The sequence below is a fragment of the Pseudomonas sp. 1928-m genome, from assembly GCF_029269135.1.
GTDB lineage: Bacteria > Pseudomonadota > Gammaproteobacteria > Pseudomonadales > Pseudomonadaceae > Aquipseudomonas.
Genome location: NZ_JARIXO010000001.1, coordinates 2,019,654 through 2,043,349, shown reverse-complemented (window position 1 = coordinate 2,043,349; position 23,696 = coordinate 2,019,654). Strand labels below are relative to the sequence as shown.

Here is a 23,696-nt window from a genome sequence, read left to right as displayed (position 1 = left end):
GAGCTAGAGCGATACAAGGCGCTACGTAGTAACCGCCTCCGGCTGGTCAAAACGGCAAGGAAGCGGAATTTACGAGCGGTAAATGAGCATTCCGAGCTTGTATTTAACGCAGTAGCGCCAACGCGCAACAGATCGTGAATAGGTTCTTACCAAACCTGTTCCACCTGCGCTTCGCTCTGCAGCACGCGGCTGTCGAGGAAATGGCAGAAATCCGCCAGACGCGGGTGATCGAAAACATCGGAGACCTTCACCGCCGTGCCGAACTCACTGGCCAGGCGGTTAACGATCTGGATGGTCTGCAGCGACTGCCCGCCCAGCTCGAAAAAGTTGTCGCCAGCCTGAATCGAACTGACGCCGAGAATCTGCTGCCAGATGCTGCGCACCCGTTGCTGGGTCTCATCGTCCAGTGCCTGCTCGCGGGAGCCTTGCAGGTACTCGGTCTGCATGCGTTTGCGGTCGAGCTTGTTGGTCGCGGTGCGCGGCAACGCCGGGTAGTGCCGGTAGTCGGTCGGCACCATGGCCGCCGGCAGCAGCTTGCTCAGTTCCTGGCGAATGCCGCGCACGTCATCCCGCGGACCACTGATAAAGGCCACCAGCCGGCGCAGCCCACCGCACAGTTCCAGGCCCTGCACGCAGGCCTCATCGACGCCACTCAAGGCCAGCAGGCGCGACTCGACTTCGCCGGGCTGGATGCGATAGCCGCTGATCTTGAACTCGTTATCCAGACGGCCGAGGTAAACCAGCCGGCCTTCCTCTATCCGTACCCGGTCACCAGTGCGGTAGACCTGTGTCTGTTGCGCGCCAATCAGCAAGCTGGCAAAGGCTTGCGAATCGCTGCCAAGGTAGCCGTTGGCTAACTGCGCGCCGCACAGCACCAGCTCGCCCTCCTCGGCCGGACGTTCGCCACGGCCCAGCACCAGCGCCGTGACGGCGGCCAGCGGCTGACCAATCGGCAGGTTGGCGCTACTCGTTAGGCTATCGCTGGCCAGCGCAACACCTTGCAGATCGCAGGTAGTCGCCACCACCGTGGTTTCGGTCGGGCCATAGGTGTTGATGAGGCGAATCGCTGGCGGGGCCATGCGCTGCCAGGCCGTCAATTGTTCGGGATAAACCGCCTCGCCGCCGATGATCACGCTCTTCAGCCCACCCGGCACCTGCACCAGGCCAGCGCGCAAGGCCACCACCCACTCGTTCCAGAACGCGGTCGGCAGGTCGAGCACGCTGATTGTCAGTTGCTCGAGACCCTCGACAAAAGCGCTGATCGACTCCAGCAGCGCATCAGTACGCAGCACCAGCGTCGCGCCGGCGCTGAGACTGACAAATACCTCCTCGATGCTGGCGTCGAAGTTGAACGGGGCAAACTGCAGCATGCGGTCCGAGGCATCCACGCCATAGCGCAGGCGCGCCGCCTGGATAAAGTGGTCCAGCGCGCGGTGGCTGATCTCCACACCCTTGGGCGTACCGGTAGAGCCGGAGGTGAACATCAGGTAGGCCGCCGCCTCGCCCTGACGTGGTGCGCAGAGGCGCTTGGCGCTGTGCAGCACACCAGCCAGTTCGATCGGGCCGCTGTAGCTATCGGCCAGGCGATGGCGGAACGCCGCCTCGGTGACCACCAGTGCCAGCTGCGCAGTGGTGCAGAGCAGCCGCTGGCGCTCGCCAGGCTGCTCCGGATCAAGCGGCACATACACCGCCCCCGCCAACAGCACGCCGAGCTGCACGACAATCGCCTCGGGGCTGCGACTGAGCATCACCCCGACCCGCTCGCCCGGCTGTACGCCACGTTCACTCAAGGCGGCGGCGATGGTTTCGGCCTGCGTTTGCAATTCGCCGTAGGTGAGTTGGCGCTCGCCCTGGCACAGCGCCAGGTGCTGCGGCTGGCGTTCGGCCTGGGCGCGAATGGCCTGTAGCACACTGCCGACCTCAGCCATGGCGGCCTGCTCGCTGGCCGGCGCGCTAAGCAAATGTTGCGCGCGGTACTGCGCACTCCAGGCGCTCAGCAGCTGATCACGCGGTTGCTGCGGGGCCTGCAACCAGGCGGCCAGCAGGCTGAACAATTCCTCCTGCAGCGCGCGCACCTGCGCCTGGCTGTAGCACGCCGGGTTGGCGTCGTAATCCAGCAGCGGCACACCGTTAGCCCCCAGGTGCACTTCCAGAGTCAGGTCTTCCACCGGGCCGGCGCTCAGGCTCAGGGTGCGCGTCGGACAGTCACCGAAGGTCTGCGGCCGGTCGAACGGCATGATATTGATCAGCGGGCCAAACAGGCGCTGCTCGCCACCAACCCGACCGAGGTCGCGACGCAGTGACTCGTAGCGGTAGTGCTGATGTTTGCGGCTGCTGCGGCGCAGCTTGCCGATGCTCTGTGCGGCTTCGAGCAGATTGGCCTGATCGCTCAGATCAAGGCACAGCGGTACGATGTTCATCTGCATGCAGGGCACGTTGAAGGAAGCAGAACCCATGCGGTTCATCACCATCAGACCGAGCACCTGGGCGGCGCTGCCACTGACCTGGCGCAACTGCGCCGACAGTGCGGCCAGCAGCAAGTCTGGCCAGCCGAGCTTGTTGGCCTCGGCCAGTTGATTAAGGGCCTGCCACAGCGCCAGCGGAAACACTGCCGAATGACGAAGGAAGGTCGCCGAAATCGGCGCGACACGCTCGCTAAAGCTGACTGCCTCGGGCAGCGCACCCAGCTGTTCACACCAGTAGTCGCGGGCTGCAGCCGTGCGGCCCTGGCTTTCGCGCTCGGCGTCTTCCGCAAGTACTGCGGCGTAGTCGCCGAACTCGCAAGGCGCGGCTGGTTCACCGCGCGTTGCCGCGCCATACAGCTCGGCAACGCGCTGATAGAGCAGGTTGCTGCCATAGCCGTCGAGGGCGATGTGGTGAATGCAGCCGTAGAGAAAATCCACCTGCTCGCCCTGCAACAGAGTGAAGCGGCATGGCAGCTCGCGTTCCAGATCGAACGGCTGGCGAATCTCGGCCATGCCCCACTGCTGCACCCAGGCCTGGGCATCGATCCCGGCCGGTATTTGCACCTGCGCCACACTGAGCGGCAGCTCGGCAGGGTTGAACCACAGCTGCTCGCCATCGACCACGAAATGCCCGGATAGCGCTTCGCACTCGCTGACCGCCTGGCGCAGCGCGGCGAGCAGCGGCGCAGCCTGGATCTTGCCGGCGAAGGCGATGCATTCGGCGGTGTTGAACATGGCGCGGTCTTCATTCAGCACATAGCCGTGCCACAGGCCCTGTTGGGCGACTCCCAAGCGCCTCATGCGGCACCGCCGTGTTGTTCGATCAGGCTCCACCAGCCGTTCAGCGTCGGCGTCTTGGCCAGGTCGGTAAAGCTCAGTTCCAGCCCCTGTGCGCGCCACTCGCTGAGCAGCGCCATCACCTGAATCGAGTCCAGGCCGTAGTCGAGCAGGTTCTCGTCGGGATCGAAGGGTTCGTCCAGTTCATCCAACAGGCTCAGCAGGCGCGCCTGCAAGGCGGCGCGGGTCAATGCCGGCGCCGCCGCACGGCCCAGGCTGAGGACCTCGGCGCAGCGAATCACCTGGCCGCAGCGGGTCGCCACATAATTCAACGCCATCTGGTGGTCGGCCTGGTTAAAGTCGGCCACGCCATCGGCCAGCAGGAACGGCTGGATGTCGCGCATAAAGGCGTCGCAGGCGGTCATCAGGCAGCCGATATGGGCGTAGATGCCGCCGATGATCAGTTGGTCGCGCCCCAGTTCCTTGAGCATGTGCTCCAGCGGCGAACGCTGAAAGGCGCTGTAGCGCCACTTCACCAGTACCGTATCGTCGGGCTCCGGGGCCAACCCGGCGATGATCGCCTGGCGCTTGGGGTGCTGGGTAATGCCCGCCCCCCACATGTCGTTGAGCAAAGCCCGCTCGGCGTCGCTTTGCACGCCGGGCTGGGCGGTGTAGACCACTGGAATGCCCAGCGCCTTGCACTGCGCACGCACTGCTGCCAGACGTTCGACCAAGGCCTGAACGAAGGCGCTATCGGCCTCCCAGAAGTCGGCGAAGTACGCCTGCATATCGTGAATCAACAACACCGCGCGGGCCGGATCAAGCGTCCACTTGACCTTGTTTGGCGTCCATTCGCTGGGGATGCTGTAGGGCTGCAGAGCCGGGATAGCCATGAGGGGATTTCCTTATTCAGTAGGAGCTAATTCAGTAGGAGTCAGATGCGCCGCAATACGCTGGCGCAGACGGGTCTTGTCGACCTTACCGACGGCGGTCATGGGCAGCCTGTCAAGGTGTTCGAAACGGTCGGGCAACTTGTAGTCGGCCAGGCCCAGGCCACGTAGAAACTTGCGCAAGGCGATGCTCTTGAGCGCCGGGTCACGGCTGACCACGAAGGCGCAACTCTTCTCGCCCAGCGCCGTGTCGGGCATCGCCACCAGCGCCGCATGGGTGATTGCTGGGTGCGCCATCAGCAGGTTTTCCACTTCTTCGGCGGCGATCTTTTCGCCACCGCGATTGATCTGGTCCTTGATCCGCCCGACCACCTCCAGATAGCCATCGGCGCGCAGCCGCACCAGATCGCCGGAGCGGTAGAAACCCTCGGCATCGAAGGCCTGGGCGTTGTGTTCGGGGCTCTGGAAATAACCGCGAATGGTGTACGGGCCACGGGTCAGCAGCGCGCCGATCTCACCGACCGCCACCGGGTTGCCGGCGCGGTCGAGCACGCGCACTTCGTCGGCCGGGCTCATCGGGCAACCCTGAGTGCCATAGACGTGCGCCTCGTCATCATCGAGACGGGTGTAATTGACCAGGCCCTCGGCCATGCCGAACACCTGCTGCAGGCGACAACCCAGTTCGCTGCCGATGCGCTGTGCCTGCGCCTCAGGCAAGCGCGCGCCGCCGACCTGCAACAGTTGCAAGCTGGCCAGCTCTGCCGCTCTCCCACTAGCGGCCTGCAACCACAGCGACAGTGCCGGCGGCACCAGGGCGCTGACATTTACCTGATGACGAGCGATTAGCGGGAAGCAGGTCGCCGGCCCCGGATCGGCCGCCAGCACCACGCAGCCGCCGGCATGCAATACCCCCAATGCGCCGGGCGAACTCAAGGGAAAGTTATGCGCCGCCGGCAGCGCGCAGAGGTAGCGTGTGTCACGGTCGAAACCACAGACCTCGACGCTGCGGCGCACGCTGTAGGCGTAATCGTCATGGGTGCGCGGAATCAGCTTCGGCGTACCGGTGCTGCCGCCAGACAGCTGGAAGAACGCCACCTGATCGGCTGGCGTCGGCGCATAGGCACGCTGCGCGGCGGCCGGCTGCAGCCAGGCGTTTAGTGACCGCGCAGGATCGGCATCGCCCTCGAGCAGCAGCGTATCTAGTTCAGGGATAACGGCCTGCAACTCATCGAGAAAACTATCATCGACAAACAGCGGATGCTGACGGCTGCCAATAAATAGCCGTGGGCGCACCTGCCCGGCGTAGGCCATTAGCTCCAGGCGGCTATGGCTGAACAGCGCGTTGACCGGCGCAACTCCCGCCTTGAGCAGGGCAAAGAAAACGATATAGAACTCAGCCTGATTACCCAGCTGCACCAGCGCCCGATCACCCGGAGCGAAGCCCTGATTGGCCAGGCGCTGAGCCAGATAAGCGGCCTGCCGATCCAGCTCGGCATAACTCAGCTGGCGTTCGCCACAGATCAGCGCAATCGCCTCGGGTTGCGTCTGCACCTGGGCTTCAAGCAGTTGCGTCAGCGGCTCACCGCGCCAGTAGCCGGCCTGGCGATAGCGCGCGGCAAATTCCGCCGGCCAGGGCGTGAACGGCACCAGACTCATAGTGCCTCCCGTTCCAGACCGAAGGCCGAGAGCATGGTGCCGAGCTTGTTGCCGGTCTCCAGCCACTCCGACTCCGGGCAGGACGCGGTAACCAGCCCCGCTCCGGCAAACAGACTGACCCGCGTGTGTTCGACGATGCCGCAGCGGATCACCACCGCCCATTCGCCGTTGCCATCGGCATCACTCCAACCGACGATGCCGCCAAATACGCCGCGATCAAACGGTTCCAGTTCGGCGATCAGGCGTTTGGCCGCCGCCGTCGGGAAACCGCACAGCGCAGGCGTTGGGTGCAAACGACAGGCCAGGCTCAGCGCGGACGCAGGCGTATCCAGCTCGCCAGCGATCTGCGTCGACAGATGCCAGAGCCGCGCGGTTTTCAACAACGAAGGCGCCTCGGCCACGCTCAGGCTGCGGCACAGCGGGCGCAGCTGGCGATCCAGCTCCTGGATCACCAGACGATGCTCGTGCAGGTCCTTGGTCGATTGCAGCAGCGCCTGCGCCACCAACGCATCAGCAGCCGGGTCAGCCACACGCTTGGCAGAGCCGGCCAGTGGATTGGAGGTGAAGTGCCGACCGTGTTGACGCAGCAACAGCTCGGGGCTCGCGCCGATCAGTACGCCGCCATCCGGTAAATCCATGGAAAAGTGATAGGCCTCGGGGTTCTGCTGGCGCAGCCCCTGGAACACCGTGGCGGCGCAGGGTGCGTTGTCGAATTCGAGCTGCAATAGCCGCGACAACACCACCTTGCTCACCTGGCCGCCACGCAACACTTCGACGGCACGGCCTACGGCCTGTTTGAAGCCAGCCTGATCCGGCTGTTCGGTGCATTGGCGGGCCTTACCGCAGGGTAAACCGCAAACCCTGGTCGGCGGTGCGACTGGCAGCAGGCGCGAAACGTGACGCGGGACAAACAAACTGGACGGCTGTTGCTTGTCGAAGGGAATCACCCCGACCACCATCGGCTGATTCAAACCCGCCGCCTTGGCCTCAGCAAAGGCAGCCTCTACTGCCCGCTCAACACCGTGACCATCCTCGCCTGCCGGCGTCTCGATGGCCTTGAAACAACCGTTGGCCTCAACCCCGCCCTCGGGGGAATAGAACCTATAAGTGGGTGCATAGATATCGCTCCAAGGGGAGCCCCCACGAGCGACACGCGTCAATGCATTCACTCCAACCTCCATATTTAACGCTAATACGAACAATTAGCATTTACAGAAAGGAGGCAAAACTAACCACTCGCAGAAGTTGCGTCAATTTATTTCTAAGGCTCTAGCCCAAGGGTTACTGAGACAAAACGGTGGGATTTGCAGCCATCCGCAGCGAACCTGCAGCCCCCGTGCGGCTTTGGCCGACAAGTGCAGCGATCCCGCCTGGGTGAATAAGCAAAAGTGATTTAGCCAATCTGCCAACGACATCGCAGCGCTGACGCCGGCGGGAACTTCTACTTGCCCCGCCCCGCCAGGATGCGCGTTGCACCCTGGGCTTTCTGGCAGTACCAGAACACCCGGCTAACCCCGCGGGTGATGGCCACGTAGGCCAGGCGCAGGCTTTCATCCTGCATGGCCTGGTCGTAGCTGTTGCTGAAAAAACCCGAGTAGGCGTACAGCGCATTGCGCAGCGGGTGCGGCTCGGGCGGCAGGCAGTCGTCGAGAATGATCGCTACTTCGGCCTGAAGGCCCTTGGCGCGGTGGATGGTGTAGGCCTTGACTGGCAGTTTCTTGTCCAACTGCGCGGTGATGGCCTGCAGCGGCTCGTTGCGCCGGCTGAGCAGCAGCACCGCATTGCGCTCACGGCTGTTGCGTTCGGCCGCGTAGGCGCATTGCTCGCTGATCTGCTTGAGCAGCTCCGGCAAACGCGCCTTGCTGTCGAAACGCTGGATCAACCGCACGCCATGCCCGCCCGGTTGCGTAGGTTTGATCGCCTGACTGGCCTTTGCCTGCTTGTGCTGCACGCCGCCGAGCAGCGCTTCGGCATCACGGATAATCGGCTCAATCGAGCGGTAGTTGTTGGCCAGGGTCAGCACGGCGCTGCGCTTGGCTTTGCCTTTACCGGGAAAGTGCCGGTCGAAATCGATAAACAGCTCCGGCGAACTTCCGCGCCAGCCGTAGATCGACTGCCAGTCATCGCCGATGGCCATCAGGCTGACCGCTGTGCCCTGCCTGGCCAGCGTACGCTGCACGGCCTGCAGCCACTGGACGATCTGCGGTGAGATGTCCTGAAATTCGTCGATCAGCAGATGGCTGAACGGCGCCAGCAGCTGTGGCGCAACACTCTGCTCGCCGGCATTCAACCGTGCGGTCAGCTGGGCAAAGGCGGCATTGAAGGTCAGCAGACCCTGCGCCTGCAGGCAACGCTGGAAACAGGGCCAGAACAGCAGCAATGCCTCAAGGAACTCACGCACGGGCGCCGCAGTGTCGAGGTTCTGCGGCTGCATAGCCGACACATCAATGCCGATGCTCTCGGCAAAACCGGCCTGGGCGTAGAACGTCTCATACAGCGGTGCAGCGCTGAATTCGCCTGCCAGCTTGTAGGCATCCAACGGCGCCTTGGGCAGGCGCTTACCCGTATCGGCTGGCGGCGGCAACTGCAGCAGGCTGTGCACCTTTTGCCGAAACGCCGGCTGCTCGGCATAGCACTGCTGATAGGCCTGTTTGAGCAGACGCTGCTGGGCAGGTCGCAGGCGGCCGGCACTTAGCGGGTGATCTAACTCGCGGCTCGCCGCCTGTGGGTCATCCAGCTGTTCGAACCAGCGCGGGTTATCCAGCAGGCTCTTGGCCACGCTGCCCATAGCCGAGTGGAAGGTGCGCACGCACTGGCGCGCCTGAGCGGCATCAAAGGGGTAGTTGAAAAACCCCAGCACCTTACACAGCTGTTCACGCAGCTCGGCGCAGGAGGCATTGGTAAAGGAAATCACTGTCAGTTGCTCGGGCTTGATGCCCAGATGGCAGAACATAAATGCCACACGCAGCACCAGCGTGGTGGACTTGCCCGAACCGGCACCCGCGAAGATGCGCGTCAGCGGATGATGGCTGAGAATCATCGCCCACTGCTCATCCGATGGCGCGCTAAGCAACCCAGCTGTCACTGCCCGCGCCACCTGCTCGCGCATGGCCTGGCTGTGCGTGGTATCGACCGCCAGCATGGCCGGCCCGTAAATACCTTGAGTGCTTGGTTTACTCGCAGCGCGGCGTGGTTTAGCCGGCGACTTCGCGCTAGCAGATCGACCCTTGGCAGGCGTTTTTTTCGCCCGTGGTGCAGGCTTGTTTAGCTGCACCGCCGCTTCACGCTCGGCGCGCAGATAGGCTGTGGTATGGGGGAAGTAACGCGCCAGAGCAGCGGAGAAGAGCCGCTTGTAGCGCTGAACAGCAGTTGGCATTCGCGACCCAGGCAGAAGATAGATCGTTGAATGATAAGTGCTTTTTACGGCGAGCTGGCGACTGAGCAGTGAGAAAGCGCAGCGCCTCTCACCGCTCTGCTCATCTGGCAGCTATCAGTCGAGCATGCCGATATAACGCGGATGACTGGCAACCCGCGCCAGCCAGGTGCGGATGGCCGGATAGGGGGTCAGATCAAAGCCGCCTTCGTCCGCCACATGGGTGTAGGCATACAGCGCGATATCGGCAATCGAGAAATTCTCGCCAACCAGATAGGGCGTGCGCTGCAGCTGCTTCTCCATCACCTTGAGTGCCTTGTGACCGCGCACATGGCACTCTTCGTACTCGTTGCGACGCGCTTCGGGCAGACCCTGGTACAGCTGGATAAAGCGCGCCACCGCGACATAGGGCTCGTGGCTGTATTGCTCGAAGAATTGCCACTGCAGCACCTGGGTACGCAGGCGCGGTTCGGTTGGCAGAAACGCGCTGCCATCGGCGAGGAAGTTGAGAATGGCATTGGACTCCCACAGACAGGTGCCGTCGTCCAGCTCCAGCACCGGGATCTTGCCGTTGGGGTTCTTGGCCAGGAAGGCGTCGCTCTGGGTCTCGCCCTTGAGGATATCAATCGGTATCCACTCATAAGGCTGATCTAGCAGGTGCAGCATCAGCTTGATCTTGTAGCAGTTGCCCGAGCGGTAATCGCCATAAACCTTGTACATATCGCCCTCCTCCCGAATATTTCTGAAACCGCTCAGCTAGCTCGCTTGCGCCTGACGAATCACCTCGGCCAGGCGTTTGAGGCCTTCGCTCAAACGCTCCGGTGCGACGTGGCTGAAGTTAAGTCGCAAATGGCCCGGATGAGCGTCCGGGTCGATAAAGAACGGCTCGCCCGGCATAAACGCCACGTTCTGCGCCAGCGCCGGAGCCAGCAGCGTGCGAGTGTCCAGCGGCTGCTTGAGGGTCAGCCAGAAGAACAGCCCGCCCTGAGGAATCTGCCAGTCGGCCAGGTCGCTGAAATGCTCTTCCAGCACCGCCTGCATGGCATCACGGCGAATGCGGTAGAAGTCGCGCAACTCGGCCAGGTGGCCGCGGTATTTCTCGCTGCCCAGCCACTGCAGCGCCTGCCACTGGCCGATGCGGTTGGTGTGCAAGTCCGCCGACTGCTTGAGGCGCAGCAAATAGGGGAACAAATCCGGGGTGGCAATCAGATAGCCAACGCGCAGGCCTGGCAGCAGGGTTTTCGACACGGTGCCGGTGTAGATCCAGCTGGCCTTTTGCAGACGGCTGACAATCGGCGTGGCACTACCTTCGTCGAACACCAGCTCACGGTAGGGTTCGTCTTCGATCAGGGTCACGCCGAACTCATCCAGCAGCGCCGCCACCGCGTCGCGCTTGGCTTCGCTGTAGCGCACCGCCGAAGGGTTCTGAAAGGTCGGGATCAGGTAGGCGAAGGCCGGTTTGTGGTTTTCCAAGCGCTGACGCAGAGCATCGATCTGCGGGCCATCGGCTTCTTGCGGCACAGCAATGCAATCGGCACCGAATAGCTGGAAGGCCTGCAGCGCAGCCAGGTAGGTCGGCGCTTCGAGCAGCACTTCGGTACCCGGGTCGATAAACAGCTTGCTGGCCAGATCCAGGGTCTGCTGCGAGCCGCTGACGATCAGCACCTGGCTGGCATCGCAGGGCACGCCGAGGGCACGGGCTTCGGCGGCGATGGCTTCGCGCAACGCCGGCTCACCTTCACTCATGCCGTACTGGCCCATGCTGGCCGGCATGTCAGCCCACTCGACCTTCGGCAACATTGGTTCGGCAGGCAGGCCGCCGGCAAACGACATCACTTCCGGACGCTGCGCCGCGGCGAGAATTTCACGGATCAGAGAGCTTTTCAGGCGGGCAACACGTTCGGAGAAGGCCATGGATATCACCGGTAGCAAAGGCAAATAAAAATAGGTCAAACTGTTTGACCGAAATTATGTTTGCCTGAAACTACGACGATCAACCCGAATACGTCAATAGGCTTGACCTTAATGCTTGACCTCAAGAGCACAACCACTCAGCAGACGGCCATGGAAGCCTTCTTCTTCGGCTACCAGGCGTTTACCGCCAAAGCCGATGAGATGCTGGCGCGCCGGGGCCTGTCGCGGGTGCATCACCGTATTTTGTTCTTTATCGCCAAGTACCCAGGCCTAAGCATAAAAGAGCTGTTGGGCTATCTGGATGTGAGCAAGCAGGCGCTGAACACTCCACTGCGTCAGCTGCTGGAAATGGATCTGGTACAGAGCCTTACCGCCGAAGACGACAAACGCAAACGTCTGCTCGGCTTTACCGCCGAAGGTGCCAAGCTGGAGCAGGCACTGCGCCGCGAACAGGCCAGGTTGCTACAGCGGACCTTCGGCGAAGTGGGTGACGACGCAGTGCAGGGCTGGCTCAAGGTCAACCAGGCGTTGGCGGGGCGCTAAAAACACGCCTAGCCCAGGGTAGCCCGGATGCAATCCGGGGCGCATGTCGGGCCGCTTGAGCGGTCCCGGATTGCATCCGGGCTACGGACTGTACTGCTGCACCGGCAAAACTGTACCGGTATTATCCAAAAACACTTTAAAACTGTTACGCCCAATGCCCGCCTCGCTGTACCGCGACGGCCTGCCCATCTGCCCCTAGGCTGATCAGCACTGCCCCTGAGTGCTGCGCCATGACCACCGAACTGCTGCTCGCCTTTATCGCCTTCGCCTTTGTCACCTCGGTAACACCGGGCCCGAATAATATGATGCTGCTCGCCAGCGGAGTTAACTTCGGCCTGCGCCGCAGCCTGCCTCATATGTTCGGCATCAGCCTGGGCTTTATGTTGCTGGTGGCCTCGGTCGGCCTTGGCCTTGGCCAGTTGTTCGAGCAAGTGCCACTGCTCTACAGCGTGCTGCGCTATCTGGGCGCAGCCTACCTGTTGTACCTGGCCTGGAAAATCGCCAACTCCGGTGCACCGGACAGCCAGAACAACGCCGCCGGCAAGCCGTTTAGCTTTCTCCAGGCCGCAGCCTTTCAGTGGGTCAACCCGAAGGCCTGGATCATGGCCATCGGAGCCATCACCACCTATACACCGCAAGAGAACTTCGTGGTCAATGTGCTGCTGATCGCCGCGCTGTTCGCCCTGGTCAATTGCCCCAGCGTCGGCCTGTGGACAGTCGCCGGCAGCCTACTGCGCAACTGGCTGAGTAACGCGCGGGCCTTGCGCGTGTTTAATATCGGTATGGCCCTGCTGCTGGTAGCCTCGCTGTACCCCATCTTCGCCGACACTGGATTGCTCTGATGCACGACCTGCCGCAAGCCCGCCTACGGCCGCTGGCCGACACCTCGACCTCGGCGGTAGTCGCCGGGTTTATTGCCATGCTCACCGGCTACACCAGCTCGCTGGTGCTGATGTTCCAGGCCGGCCAGGCCGCCGGGCTGACTAACGGGCAGATTTCCTCGTGGATCTGGGCATTGTCGATTGGCATGGCGCTCTGCTGCATCGGCCTGTCGCTGCGCTATCGCGCGCCAATCATGATCGCCTGGTCCACCCCCGGCGCAGCCCTGCTGATCACCAGCCTGCCCGGCGTGCCCTATAGCGAGGCGATTGGCGCCTATATCTTCGCCTCCGGGCTGATTGTGCTGATCGGCCTGACGGGCACCTTTGACAGCCTGATGCGCCGTATCCCCGCCTCCATCGCCGCCGCGCTGCTGGCCGGCGTGCTGTTCAAGATCGGCCTGGAAATCTGCGTGGCCGCCGAGCAGCAGCCGCTGCTGGTGGTGGCCATGCTGGTCGCCTACCTGCTGGGCAAACGCCTGCTGCCGCGCTACGCGGTGTTGGCAGCGTTGATCGTCGGTAGCGTGCTGGCCGGGATCTTCGGCCTGCTCAATTTCGAGCACTTCGAGCTGCAACTGGCGGTGCCGGAATGGACTACGCCGAGCTTCTCCCTGGCGGCGGCCATCAGCATCGGCATTCCGCTGTTTATCGTTGCCATGGCCTCGCAAAATCTGCCAGGCATGACCGTGCTGCGCGCCAATGGTTATGACGTGCCGGCCAGCCCGCTGCTGACTACGACCGGGCTGACATCCATGCTGCTAGCCCCCTTCGGCAGCCACGGTATACATATGGCGGCCATCAGCGCCGCCATATGCGCGGGCCCGGAAGCCCACGAAGACCCTAAGAAACGCTACACCGCAGCCATCTGGTGCGGGGTGTTCTACGGCATTGCCGGTATCTTCGGCGCCACCCTGGCCGCGCTGTTTGCCGCTCTGCCCAAGGCATTGATCCTGTCCATCGCTGCACTGGCGCTATTCGCCTCAATCATCGGCGGACTGACCCAGGCCATGAGCGAGCCGAAAGAACGCGAAGCGGCGCTGATCACCTTTCTGGTGACCGCCTCAGGCATGACACTGTTCTCGGTGGGCTCGGCGTTCTGGGGGATTGTCGCGGGCCTGCTGACCTTGGCGACTCTTAACTGGGGCAAGCGCGACGCTTGATTGACGGGTATTGCTGGACTCGAAGCTACGTGGGGGGCTTTAGCCGCGACAACAGCGATAAAAGCTCGCCGCTAAAGCGCCTCCTACATATCGGCAGGTCGTCCCCAATAAAAAACGGGCTTATGCATAACGCATAAGCCCGTTTTTGTTACAGCCGGTGCAATCAGCCGCGTTGACGCTTCGGCAGCACATCCTTGAGCTTGGCGTGCATACCGCGCAGGGTTTTCTCGGTGCTTTCCCAGTCGATGCAGGCATCGGTGATGGACACGCCGTACTTGAGCTGGCTGAGGTCCTTGGGAATCGACTGGTTGCCCCAGCCCAGGTGACTTTCCACCATCAGGCCGACGATCGACTGGTTGCCTTCCAGAATCTGGTTGGCCACATTGTCCATTACCAGCGGTTGCAGAGCCGGGTCCTTGTTGGAGTTGGCGTGGCTGCAATCGACCATGATGTTCGGGCGTATGCCGGCTTTGGTCAGTTCCTGCTCACAAACGGCAACACTCACCGAGTCGTAGTTCGGCTTGCCGTTGCCACCACGCAGCACCACGTGACCGTAGGCATTGCCTTTGGTGGTGACGATGGACACGCCACCTTCCTGGTTGATGCCGAGGAAACGGTGCGGGCTGGAGACCGACTGCAGGGCGTTGATCGCCACGGTCAGGCCGCCATCGGTGCCGTTCTTGAAGCCCACCGACGAAGACAGGCCGGAGGCCATCTCGCGGTGGGTCTGCGATTCGGTGGTGCGCGCGCCGATGGCCGACCAACTGATCAGGTCCTGCAGGTACTGCGGGGAGATCGGGTCAAGGGCTTCAGTGGCAGTCGGCAGGCCCATTTCAGCCAGGTCACGCAGCAACTGGCGACCGATATGCAGGCCATCCTGAATCTTGAACGAGTCGTCCATAAACGGATCGTTGATCAGGCCTTTCCAGCCGACGGTAGTACGCGGCTTCTCGAAATACACGCGCATAACCAGATACAGACTGTCCGAGACCTCGGCAGCCAGCGCCTTGAGGCGCTCGGCATACTCGTGGGCGGCCTTGATATCGTGGATCGAGCACGGCCCGACCACCACGAACAGGCGATGATCCTTGCCATCGAGAATATTGCGGATTACCTCACGACCGCTGGCAACCGTGCGCAACGCAGCATCGGTCAGCGGAATTTCACGCTTGAGCTGTGCGGGGGTTATCAGAGTCTCGTTGGAGGCAACGTTCAGGTCATCAATCGGTAAATCAGCCATCGTGCTATTCATCAGTCAGAGTCATCAGGTCACGGGTGCCGGCCGCCAGCGATCCCCGTGTGGCGGAGCACAGCAATATGAGCACAGCGGGGAAGCCGAACCTTAGCGCGTAAAGGCCTGGCTCGACAATGGGCTTGGCGGCTTAAGCGGCGCCGATGGGAGGATTCGACTAATTCAGGCTGGCGCGGGAGAACTCGGCGGCATGCTGGCTGATCCACTCCTGCGCCACCACCTCGACCGGCAGGCTGCAGCCCAGTTCCTGCTCGCGCTGATGGCGATAATGCTCGATCTGGCAGACCTGCTCGACCATGCGCGCGCGAAACAACGTGTCCTCATCGACAAAGGCGATACCCACCAGGTATTTGCCCTCCTGCTTGCGGCACCAGGCCACCAGCCCCGGATAGCGCGCATGCTCGCCGAACAGCGGAATACGCAGTTCGATGGCCGTACCACGGCGAAAAGCGCGGTTGGAGTTGCAAGCCACGCCGCCGAGGCTGATATTGTTGAGCCGCTCTTTGGGTACAAATGCCTGTTTGCGCAGCACTAATTCAACCGGCATATCACTGGGATGACGCAGAAAGTGACGCATCTATGACTACCTCGGATGCCATCAATTTGATACCACATTGGCCAGTATAGTGACTGAACTGGAACTGACCGATTTAGATGCAGATCGCCATCTACTCGACTTGCCTGGCACTTCACTGCTGATATTTACCAGCATAGGCTGTGCCAGTTGCCGTTGGGCGCGGCATGAGCTGCCTAATTTGCCCCTGCCGATACAGCGCCTGGCCTGGGTCGACGCGGCCAATAGTGGCGGTTTAGTGACGCGTTATGAGGTATTTCATCTACCCGCGTTATTCGTGATACGCGATGGTCATTTTTATGGCGCTTTGCAGAGCCGCCTGCAAACTGCCGAACTTACTAAGGCGCTGGACACTGCCCTGTCGCGCCCCGCAGAGGAATTACCCTGATGAATGCAGCACCGCGTATCGGCATTATCGGCTCCGGCGCAATTGGCGGCTTTTATGGCCTGATGCTGGCCCGCGCCGGCTTTGATGTGCACTTTCTGCTGCGCAGCGAATTCGCCGCTGTCACCAGCCAGGGCCTGCAGGTCAACAGTGCGCTGCACGGCAATCTGCACCTGCAACCGGTGCAGGCCTACCAGTCGGTTGCCGATATGCCGCCATGCGACTGGCTGCTGATCGGCGCCAAGACCACCAGCAACGCCGAACTCGCCCCGCTGATCAGCCAGGCCGCTGCGCCCGGCGCCAAGGTGGTGCTGATGCAGAACGGCCTTGCCGTAGAAGATGAGCTGCGCCCGCTGCTGCCGGACTCGCTGCACCTGCTGGGCGGCCTTTGCTATATCTGCGCCCATCGCAGTGCGCCGGGGGTGGTCGAGCACCAGGCGCTGGGCAGCGTCAATCTGGGTTATCACTCAGGTCCGGCGAGCGATGCCGCTAGCCGTCAGCAGATCCTCGAACAAGGCAGCGCGCTGTTTCAGGCTGCGGGGCTGGACTCCACCGCAATGGCCGAACTGAACCAGGCGCGCTGGCAGAAGCTGGTGTGGAACGTGCCCTACAACGGCCTGGCCGTGCTGCTGAATAGCGCCACCACGACGCTGATGGGCAATGCCGACAGCCGTGCGCTGATCGAAGCAATCATGCAGGAAGTGGTGGATGCCGCTGGCGCCTGCGGCTATCAGCTACCTGCCGGGTTTGCCGGCAAGCTGCTAAGCGCCACCGACCGCATGCCGGATTACCTGCCGAGCATGTACCACGACTTTGCCCTGCAGCGCCCGCTGGAACTGCACGCCATCTATGCCGCGCCGTTGGCCGCTGCAGCCCAGGCTGGCTGCGCCATGCCGCGCACCGAGATGCTTTATCAGACCCTGCAGTTCCTCGAACAACGCGCGCAATAGGACACAGCCATGAGCAAGGGATTAGGCGACAAACTGGTACTGGCAATCTCCTCACGGGCGCTGTTCGACCTGCGCGACAGCCATCAGATTTATGAAAGCCAGGGCGTCGAGGCCTATCGCCAATACCAGATTGAGCATGAGGACGAGATCCTCCCGCCAGGGGATGCCTTTCCGCTGGTCGAGAAGCTGCTGGCGCTGAACACGGCCCTCCAGCAGCAGCGCGTCGAGGTGATTCTGGTCTCGCGCAACAGCGCCGACACTGGCCTGCGCGCGTTCAATTCAATCCAGCACTACGGCCTGGGTATCTCCCGCGCGGCTTTTGTCGGCGGGCGCAGCCCCGACCCTTATCTGGCCGCATTCGGCTGCCATCTGTTTCTCTCCACCCACGCCGAAGATGTGCGCAGCGCGCTGCGGGCCGGCTTCGGTGCGGCGACCATTCTCTCGGGCGGCGCTCGGCGAGCGGCAAGTAACGAGCTGCGCATCGCCTTCGACGGCGATGCCGTGCTGTTTTCCGATGAGTCCGAGCGGGTCTATCAGCAGGCCGGGCTGGAAGCCTTCCAGAGTCACGAGCGCCAGTCCGCCCGTGAGCTGCTCGGCGGCGGTCCGTTCAAGCCGTTCCTCGCCGCCCTGCACCGCCTGCAGCAGGAGTTCCCCGAAGAGCAGTGCCCAATTCGCACGGCGCTGGTTACCGCTCGCTCGGCCCCGGCCCATGAGCGAGTGATTCGCACGCTGCGCGAGTGGAATATCCGTCTGGATGAATCCTTCTTCCTCGGCGGCCTGGAAAAAGCCGCGATTCTGGAAACCTTCGGCGCCGACGTATTTTTCGACGACCAGACCGGCCACTGCGAAAAAGCCAACAAGGTCGTACCCACCGGCCATGTGCCACACGGCATCAGCAACGAACCGCAGCTCTAGTCCCCACGCGAGGGCGAGCAAACGCCCTCGCCGCTCAACCCTTTCCCTCGTATATAACCATTCGTCCTCAAAACCCCGGCTTTCTTTGACTTGTCGATGGCGCTGCTAAGCTCAGATCAGGCCCGCCAGTCAGGCAGTCAAGGAGGCCGCATGATTCGCTCGATTCTCTATGCCACTGATCTAGGCCTATACGCCCCCTACATCCTGCAACACGCCCTGGCCCTGACCCGCTCCTTCAATGCCAGCCTGTATGTGGTGCATGCCGTAGAACCCATGGGCCTGTTTGCCGAGTCGGTGCTGCAGACCTACCTGGACGAAGAACGCCTCAAGGATTTGCGCAGCAACGGTCTGAGCACGGTGATGGCGAGTATCGAGCAACGGGTGCTGGAGGGCTTTCGCGATGAGATCGGCGAAGCCCTGCATGATCTCGACCTGATCAAGGCGGTGCGCGTGGTACAGGGCGATCCACCGCTGGTGATACTCGATGAAGCGCAGCAACTCGGCGTGGATTTACTGGTCCTAGGTAGCCACAGCCACGGCACGGATATGGACATTCCGCTGGGGCGCACCGCATCGCGCCTGGTGCAGCTTTCCGAAGTGCCGGTGTACCTGGTGCCGATGCTGCAGCATCGCAGCCGCGGTGATCTTTAAAAGAAGCGCAGCACTTTTTAATTTTTGGTCTAGATTTAATGCTTCAATCATCATTATGGTTATATAAAACGCCGGTAACCTGAACGGCTGTCTTTTTGCTTTGAGGGATTTTTATGAAGCTTCAGCAACTGCGCTACATCTGGGAAGTCGCGCATCACGACCTCAACGTTTCTGCCACGGCACAAAGCCTCTACACCTCGCAGCCCGGCATCAGCAAACAGATCCGCCTACTCGAAGACGAACTCGGCGTTGAAGTATTCGCCCGCAGCGGCAAGCACCTGACCCGCATCACCCCGGCTGGCGAGCGCATCATCAATACCGCCGGGGAAATCCTGCGCAAGGTCGAAAGCATCAAGCAGATCGCCCAGGAATTCTCCAACGAGAAAAAAGGCACCCTGTCCATCGCCACCACTCACACCCAGGCGCGCTACGCCCTGCCGCCGGTGATCAGTGCGTTTATCAAGCAATACCCCGACGTGGCCCTGCATATGCACCAGGGCACACCGATGCAGATTGCCGAAATGGCTGCTGATGGCACCGTGGACTTCGCCATCGCCACCGAAGGTCTGGAACTGTTCAACGACCTGATCATGATGCCCTGCTACCGCTGGAACCGCTGCGTAGTGGTGCCCCAGGGCCATCCGCTGACCAAGCTGCCAAAGCTGACCCTGGAAGCCCTGGCCGAATACTCCATCGTCACTTACGTGTTCGGCTTTACCGGCCGTTCCAAGCTCGACGAAGCCTTCAGCCATCGTGGCCTGACGCCGAAAGTGGTGTTTACCGCCGCCGACGCCGACGTAATCAAGACTTACGTACGCCTGGGTCTGGGCGTGGGCATCGTGGCCAAGATGGCAGTTGATCCCAAACTCGATCCGGACCTGGTGGTGCTGGATGCCGGCGAGCTGTTCGAAGCCAGCGTGACCAAGATCGGCTTCCGTCGCGGCACCTTCCTGCGCGGTTTTATGTGCGACTTTATCGAGAAGTTCGCCCCGCACCTGACCCGCGACATGATGGCCAAAGCCGTGCAATGCCACAGCAAGGTCGAGCTGGAAGAGCTGTTCGAAGGCGTTGAACTGCCGCTGCACTGAGCCAACCTGCAGATATGAAAAAGCCCGTCCAAGCGACGGGCTTTTTCATACTCGGCCATACCTATTCAGTGGCTTTCAATTCTTTGCCATGGGCAAAGTTCACCCACCAGCCGAAGGCCGCTGCGGTAAAGAACATGATGATGCTGTAGATCGCCGCCGGGATCGACATGGTCGCGTTATTCAGCAGCATCGGACTCAGCGCCAGAGCAATCGCCAGGGTGCCGTTGTGGATGCCGATTTCCATGCCAATGGCAATCGACTGGCGCAGGCTCAGCTTGCACAGGCGCGGCACCCAGTAGCCCACCGCCAGGCTAATCAGGTTGAAGGCCAGCGCCGCGCCGCCGACCAGCGGTGCGTAGTCGACAAAAGTCTGCCAATCCTTGACCACCGCCAGAATGATGATGATCAGCAGAAACAGCGCGGAGATGATCTTCACCGGTTTCTCCATCCGCTCCGCAAACCCGGGGAAACGGCTGCGTATCCAGATGCCAATGGCCACCGGGCCGAGCACGATGACAAACACCTGCACCACCTTGGTGAACTGCAACGGCAGGGCCTGATCGCCTTCCATAAAGTAGGCCAGCGACAGGTTGACGATCAGCGGCATGGTCAGCACCGCAATCACCGAATTGACCGCCGTCAGGGTGATATTCAGCGCCACATCACCATGGGCCAGGTGGCTATACAGGTTGGCCGTGGTGCCGCCTGGTGAAGCTGCCAGCAGCATCAGACCAACCGCCAGCGCCGGGGCCAGACCAAAGGCCTTGGCCAGGAAGAAACACACCACGGGCAGCAGCAACAGCTGGCAACTCAAGCCGATCAGCACCGGCTTGGGAAACTTCACCACCCGGGCAAAATCCGCCAGGGTCAGCGACAAGCCCAGGCCAAGCATGATGATGCCCAGGGCGATAGGCAGGAACAGGGTCAATAACGGGTCAGCTGTCACGGCTTGCTTACTCCTTGATCAAAGCGCTAGGCGATCTTGAACAGCGGCGTAGAACACTGCAGTGACTTTAGTGGCCAATCGTGTGAAAGAAATGGCGAGGTATAAAAAAAGCGCCCAGATGGACGCTTTTTTATCGCTGAAGGAAATCAGATAGCCGTGGCGCCACCATCTACCGCCAGCGCCTGGCCGGTGGTGAACGCCGCGTTATCGCAGCACAGGTACAGCACTGCGGTGGCGATTTCCTCGACCTTGCCGATGCGCCCGACCGGATGCATAGCAGCGGCGAACTCGCCCTTCTTCGGGTCGGCTTCATAGGCGCGGCGGAACATGTCGGTGTCGATCACCGCCGGGCACACCGCGTTGACCCGCACTTTCTTCTTCGCGTATTCGACGGCCGCCGATTTGGTCAGACCGATCACCGCATGCTTGGACGCGGCATAGATGCTCATCTTCGGCGCCGCACCCAGGCCGGCCACCGACGCGGTGTTGACGATGGCACCACCGCCTTGAGCCAGCAGCAGCGGAATCTGGTGCTTCATGCACAGCCACACGCCTTTGACGTTGACGCCCATGATGGCGTCGAACTCACCTTCGCTGCCCTCGGCCAGCTTGCCTTTCTCGATCTCGATACCGGCGTTGTTGAAGGCATAGTCCAGGCGCCCGTATGCGCCCAGCGTACGCTCCATCAGCACCTTGACCTCGGCATCGCGGGTCACGTCGCAGCGCACAAACAGCGCATCGCCACCGGCGTCACGGATCAGCGCAACTGTCGCCTCGCCGCCCGCCACATCGACATCAGACACCACCACCTGCAGGCCTTCGTTGGCGAATGCCAGTGCCGTGGCACGACCAATACCAGCAGCACCACCGGTGACCAAGGCAACCCGGCCGGAAAAGCTAAAGCTCATCTGCGTGTCCTCGCAAGGATTAGAAACTGCCGCGAGTCTAATCAGCTCGATGATTCCAAGGCAGCACTATCAAACTGCTGGTGATGCCCCCATCCAAATGAGTGATTAACACCCCAGGGCACCCATCACTCGAATGGATTAACAACCATTCGTCCCATGGGCAAATCTTGCCCATGGCGCCACTACGGGCTATCAACAGTCTTTCCGCTCAATGAGTACCTGCCATGACTGCCCCACTCAATCGTCAGTTCCTGCTTGCCCAACGCCCGGTCGGCCTGCCCAGCCGCGAGACTTTCAGCTATGTGGAAAACAGCGTCGGTGAACCCGGCCCCGGGCAAATTCTGGTGAAGAACGCCTACCTGTCGCTGGACCCGGCCATGCGCGGCTGGATGAACGATGCCAAGTCGTATATTCCGCCCGTTGGCATTGGCGAAGTGATGCGCGCACTCGGTGTGGGTGAAGTGATCGCCTCGCAGCACCCGGACTTTGCCGTGGGCGACCATGTAAACGGCGCGCTCGGCGTGCAGGATTATTTCCTCGGTGAGCCCAAGGGCTTCTACAAGGTCGACCCCAAGCGCGCGCCGCTGCCGCTGTATCTGTCGGCGCTGGGCATGACCGGCATGACCGCCTACTTCGCCCTGCTTGATGTCGGCGCGCCGCAAGCCGGTGAAACCGTGGTGATATCCGGCGCCGCCGGCGCGGTCGGCAGCATTGCCGGGCAGATCGCCAAGCTCAAAGGCTGCCGTGTGGTCGGCATTGCCGGTGGCGCGGACAAGTGCAAGTTCCTCATCGATGAACTGGGCTTCGACGGCGCCATCGACTACAAGAACGAAGACGTGATCGCCGGCCTCAAGCGCGAGTGCCCGAAAGGGGTGGACGTGTATTTCGACAACGTCGGCGGCGACATTCTCGATGCTGTGCTCACCCGCCTGGCCTTCAAGGCGCGGGTGATCATCTGTGGCGCGATCAGCCAGTACAACAACAAGCAAGCCGTCAAAGGCCCGGCCAACTACCTCAACCTGCTGGTCAATAGCGCGCGCATGGAAGGCATGGTGGTGATGACCTACGCCCCACGCTTCGCCGAAGCGGCTGCGGAGATGGGCGGCTGGCTGGCCAGCGGCAAGCTGAAATCCAAGGAAGATATCGTCAGCGGCCTGACCACCTTCCCGGAAACCCTGCTGAAACTGTTTAGCGGTGAGAACTTCGGCAAGTTGGTGCTTAAGGTCGACTGACACGATCTCGTAGGAGCAACTGTCTTAACCAGTCGTTTGTCGCCACTCGGTATCGTCGCGGATCATGGCATTCAATCGAACCACCAGCACTCGCATACAGGCGACTAATGCAACCTTTGCACACTTGCCTCGCTCGCGCAGTGCCAAGTAACGCGTATTGAAGTCGGCCTGGTAACGCACAACTGACCACGTCGCCATATACAAAATGCGTCGGATGGAAGCTCTACCTCCTTGCGTCCGACGCTTTCCTTTCTGTTGCCCGCTGTCGCAGTTATAAGGCGCTATTCCTACCAGCGCGGCGATTCCCTTACGATTGAGCTGCCCCAGCTCCGGCAAATAGGCCAGCATGCTTGCCGCTGTTATCAGGCCGATACCTGTCACCTTTTGCAATCGCATGGCCTTTGTTTCATCGACCTGGGCCACCGTCTGTGCGATTTCTTTCTCGAGTAGCTTGATCTGTTCCTTGAGGTGCTTGATGCACGTTTCCAAGCTTTCCTGCACCCTGGGCGAGTGAGCCTGGGCCTTGCGCCGACGCTCGTCATCGCGCTGCTGGACTAGTTGCTCACGACGCTGGACCAGGTCACGCAATATCTCCTGCTCTTCAGATAAAACCTGACTATCGGGGGCTTGAATTACCTGTGCCAGATGCGCCAGAACAGCTGCATCAATGGGGTCTGTTTTAGCCAGTTTCCCCATCGCAGTGGAGAAGGCTCGTGCTCGTCGTGGATTGATGCAAACCACTGAGTAGCCAGCCCGTTGCAGTCGAGCTTTAACAGCGCGCTCGTAACCGCCTGTCGCCTCCATCAGTACCCGCTCTACCGCCCAAGCAGACAAGTAATTCAGCAGCAATTGATGCCCTTCAGCATCGTTGGACGTATCAAATGCCGCGCCTTGCGGACGAACCGAAATACTCAGCGTGGCTTTGGAAATGTCGACACCAACCCATGAAGTCATTTCTATACCCTCCTACACTAGATAAGGAGAGCACTCTGGCCATAGCCCACGCTTGTGCATTTCGAGATGGGCCTCGGTCAACTGTTCGGGCTTAAGGCCAGAGGCGGACGGCCAGCAGCTTGAGCTCCTACACGTGCTTCAAGCACACCGGCCACTCAGCTTGCTGTCCGTCGCTCTCACCCCCA

General features: G+C 61.5%; 21 protein-coding genes. 9 read left to right on the top strand and 12 right to left on the bottom strand.

The features are described from left to right. Positions 1–146 precede the first annotated feature (146 nt). From P3C18_RS09250 to P3C18_RS09220, 7 genes are all read right to left on the bottom strand, one after another. Complete coding sequence (locus P3C18_RS09250) at positions 147–3,266, bottom strand: amino acid adenylation domain-containing protein (protein WP_275961506.1); 3,120 nt, start codon at positions 3,264–3,266, stop codon at positions 147–149. After that, on the bottom strand, positions 3,263–4,135 hold the full coding sequence (locus P3C18_RS09245) for an isochorismatase family protein (protein ID WP_275961505.1): 873 nt from the start codon (positions 4,133–4,135) through the stop codon (positions 3,263–3,265). The genes P3C18_RS09250 and P3C18_RS09245 overlap by 4 nt, the downstream gene beginning before the upstream one ends. A gap of 12 nt (positions 4,136–4,147) precedes the next feature. Continuing rightward, the gene (locus P3C18_RS09240; RefSeq protein ID WP_275961504.1) at positions 4,148–5,788 is read right to left on the bottom strand and encodes a (2,3-dihydroxybenzoyl)adenylate synthase; all 1,641 of its coding nucleotides are present in this window, start codon (positions 5,786–5,788) and stop codon (positions 4,148–4,150) included. After that, a complete protein-coding gene (locus tag P3C18_RS09235) occupies positions 5,785–6,957 on the bottom strand; it encodes an isochorismate synthase (RefSeq protein WP_275961503.1) in 1,173 nt (390 codons plus the stop codon). The genes P3C18_RS09240 and P3C18_RS09235 overlap by 4 nt, the downstream gene beginning before the upstream one ends. Positions 6,958–7,229: 272 nt before the next feature. Further along, positions 7,230–9,164, bottom strand: a complete 1,935-nt coding sequence (locus P3C18_RS09230; RefSeq protein WP_275961502.1) for a DEAD/DEAH box helicase — start codon at positions 9,162–9,164, stop codon at positions 7,230–7,232. Between the two features lie 114 nt (positions 9,165–9,278). Further along, on the bottom strand, positions 9,279–9,881 hold the full coding sequence (locus P3C18_RS09225; RefSeq protein ID WP_275961501.1) for a glutathione S-transferase family protein: 603 nt from the start codon (positions 9,879–9,881) through the stop codon (positions 9,279–9,281). Between the two features lie 36 nt (positions 9,882–9,917). Further along, complete coding sequence (locus P3C18_RS09220; RefSeq protein ID WP_275961500.1) at positions 9,918–11,075, bottom strand: PLP-dependent aminotransferase family protein; 1,158 nt, start codon at positions 11,073–11,075, stop codon at positions 9,918–9,920. A 111-nt stretch (positions 11,076–11,186) separates the two neighbouring features. Here P3C18_RS09220 and P3C18_RS09215 point away from each other — a divergent pair, with 111 nt between their 5' ends. The 3 genes from P3C18_RS09215 (at position 11,187) to P3C18_RS09205 (ending at position 13,656) form a co-directional block, all read left to right on the top strand. Further along, positions 11,187–11,618, top strand: coding sequence for a MarR family transcriptional regulator (locus P3C18_RS09215; protein WP_275961499.1), 432 nt, complete (start codon positions 11,187–11,189; stop codon positions 11,616–11,618). 230 nt (positions 11,619–11,848) lie between these two features. Beyond that, complete coding sequence (locus tag P3C18_RS09210; protein ID WP_275961498.1) at positions 11,849–12,460, top strand: LysE family translocator; 612 nt, start codon at positions 11,849–11,851, stop codon at positions 12,458–12,460. Then, positions 12,460–13,656 (top strand): benzoate/H(+) symporter BenE family transporter, encoded by a 1,197-nt coding sequence (locus P3C18_RS09205; RefSeq protein WP_275961497.1) that lies wholly within the window; start codon positions 12,460–12,462, stop codon positions 13,654–13,656. Before P3C18_RS09210 ends, P3C18_RS09205 begins: the two co-directional genes overlap by 1 nt. 163 nt (positions 13,657–13,819) lie before the next feature. Here P3C18_RS09205 and P3C18_RS09200 read toward each other — a convergent pair whose 3' ends face one another. After that, on the bottom strand, positions 13,820–14,896 hold the full coding sequence (locus P3C18_RS09200; RefSeq protein WP_167141038.1) for a 3-deoxy-7-phosphoheptulonate synthase: 1,077 nt from the start codon (positions 14,894–14,896) through the stop codon (positions 13,820–13,822). Positions 14,897–15,065: 169 nt separating this feature from the next. Further along, entirely contained in the window at positions 15,066–15,485 is a 420-nt protein-coding gene (locus tag P3C18_RS09195) for a PilZ domain-containing protein (protein ID WP_275961496.1), read from the bottom strand. On the opposite strand from P3C18_RS09195, the gene P3C18_RS09190 reads away from it, so the two are divergent. The 5 genes from P3C18_RS09190 (at position 15,484) to cysB (ending at position 19,471) form a co-directional block, all read left to right on the top strand. Continuing rightward, complete coding sequence (locus tag P3C18_RS09190; RefSeq protein ID WP_275961616.1) at positions 15,484–15,870, top strand: thioredoxin; 387 nt, start codon at positions 15,484–15,486, stop codon at positions 15,868–15,870. The two genes, P3C18_RS09195 and P3C18_RS09190, sit on opposite strands and share 2 nt — an antisense overlap. Next, positions 15,870–16,817: a putative 2-dehydropantoate 2-reductase gene (locus P3C18_RS09185; protein ID WP_275961495.1), complete on the top strand. Its 948-nt coding sequence runs from the start codon at positions 15,870–15,872 to the stop codon at positions 16,815–16,817. The genes P3C18_RS09190 and P3C18_RS09185 overlap by 1 nt, the downstream gene beginning before the upstream one ends. Positions 16,818–16,826: 9 nt before the next feature. Then, positions 16,827–17,732, top strand: coding sequence for a 5'-nucleotidase (locus P3C18_RS09180; protein ID WP_275961494.1), 906 nt, complete (start codon positions 16,827–16,829; stop codon positions 17,730–17,732). Positions 17,733–17,882: 150 nt separating this feature from the next. Continuing rightward, positions 17,883–18,383, top strand: a complete 501-nt coding sequence (locus P3C18_RS09175; protein ID WP_257779539.1) for a universal stress protein — start codon at positions 17,883–17,885, stop codon at positions 18,381–18,383. A 113-nt stretch (positions 18,384–18,496) separates the two neighbouring features. After that, the gene (cysB, locus tag P3C18_RS09170) at positions 18,497–19,471 is read left to right on the top strand and encodes an HTH-type transcriptional regulator CysB (RefSeq protein WP_275961493.1); all 975 of its coding nucleotides are present in this window, start codon (positions 18,497–18,499) and stop codon (positions 19,469–19,471) included. 61 nt (positions 19,472–19,532) lie between these two features. Here cysB and P3C18_RS09165 read toward each other — a convergent pair whose 3' ends face one another. Beyond that, entirely contained in the window at positions 19,533–20,417 is an 885-nt protein-coding gene (locus P3C18_RS09165) for a bile acid:sodium symporter family protein (protein ID WP_275961492.1), read from the bottom strand. 146 nt (positions 20,418–20,563) lie between these two features. Further along, positions 20,564–21,325, bottom strand: coding sequence for an SDR family oxidoreductase (locus tag P3C18_RS09160; protein WP_275961491.1), 762 nt, complete (start codon positions 21,323–21,325; stop codon positions 20,564–20,566). 224 nt (positions 21,326–21,549) lie between these two features. Here P3C18_RS09160 and P3C18_RS09155 point away from each other — a divergent pair, with 224 nt between their 5' ends. Beyond that, positions 21,550–22,557: an NADP-dependent oxidoreductase gene (locus P3C18_RS09155; RefSeq protein ID WP_275961490.1), complete on the top strand. Its 1,008-nt coding sequence runs from the start codon at positions 21,550–21,552 to the stop codon at positions 22,555–22,557. A 24-nt stretch (positions 22,558–22,581) separates the two neighbouring features. Here the strand turns inward: P3C18_RS09155 and P3C18_RS09150 are convergent, their stop codons facing one another. Further along, positions 22,582–23,511 (bottom strand): transposase, encoded by a 930-nt coding sequence (locus P3C18_RS09150; protein ID WP_275961489.1) that lies wholly within the window; start codon positions 23,509–23,511, stop codon positions 22,582–22,584. Positions 23,512–23,696: the final 185 nt, after the last annotated feature.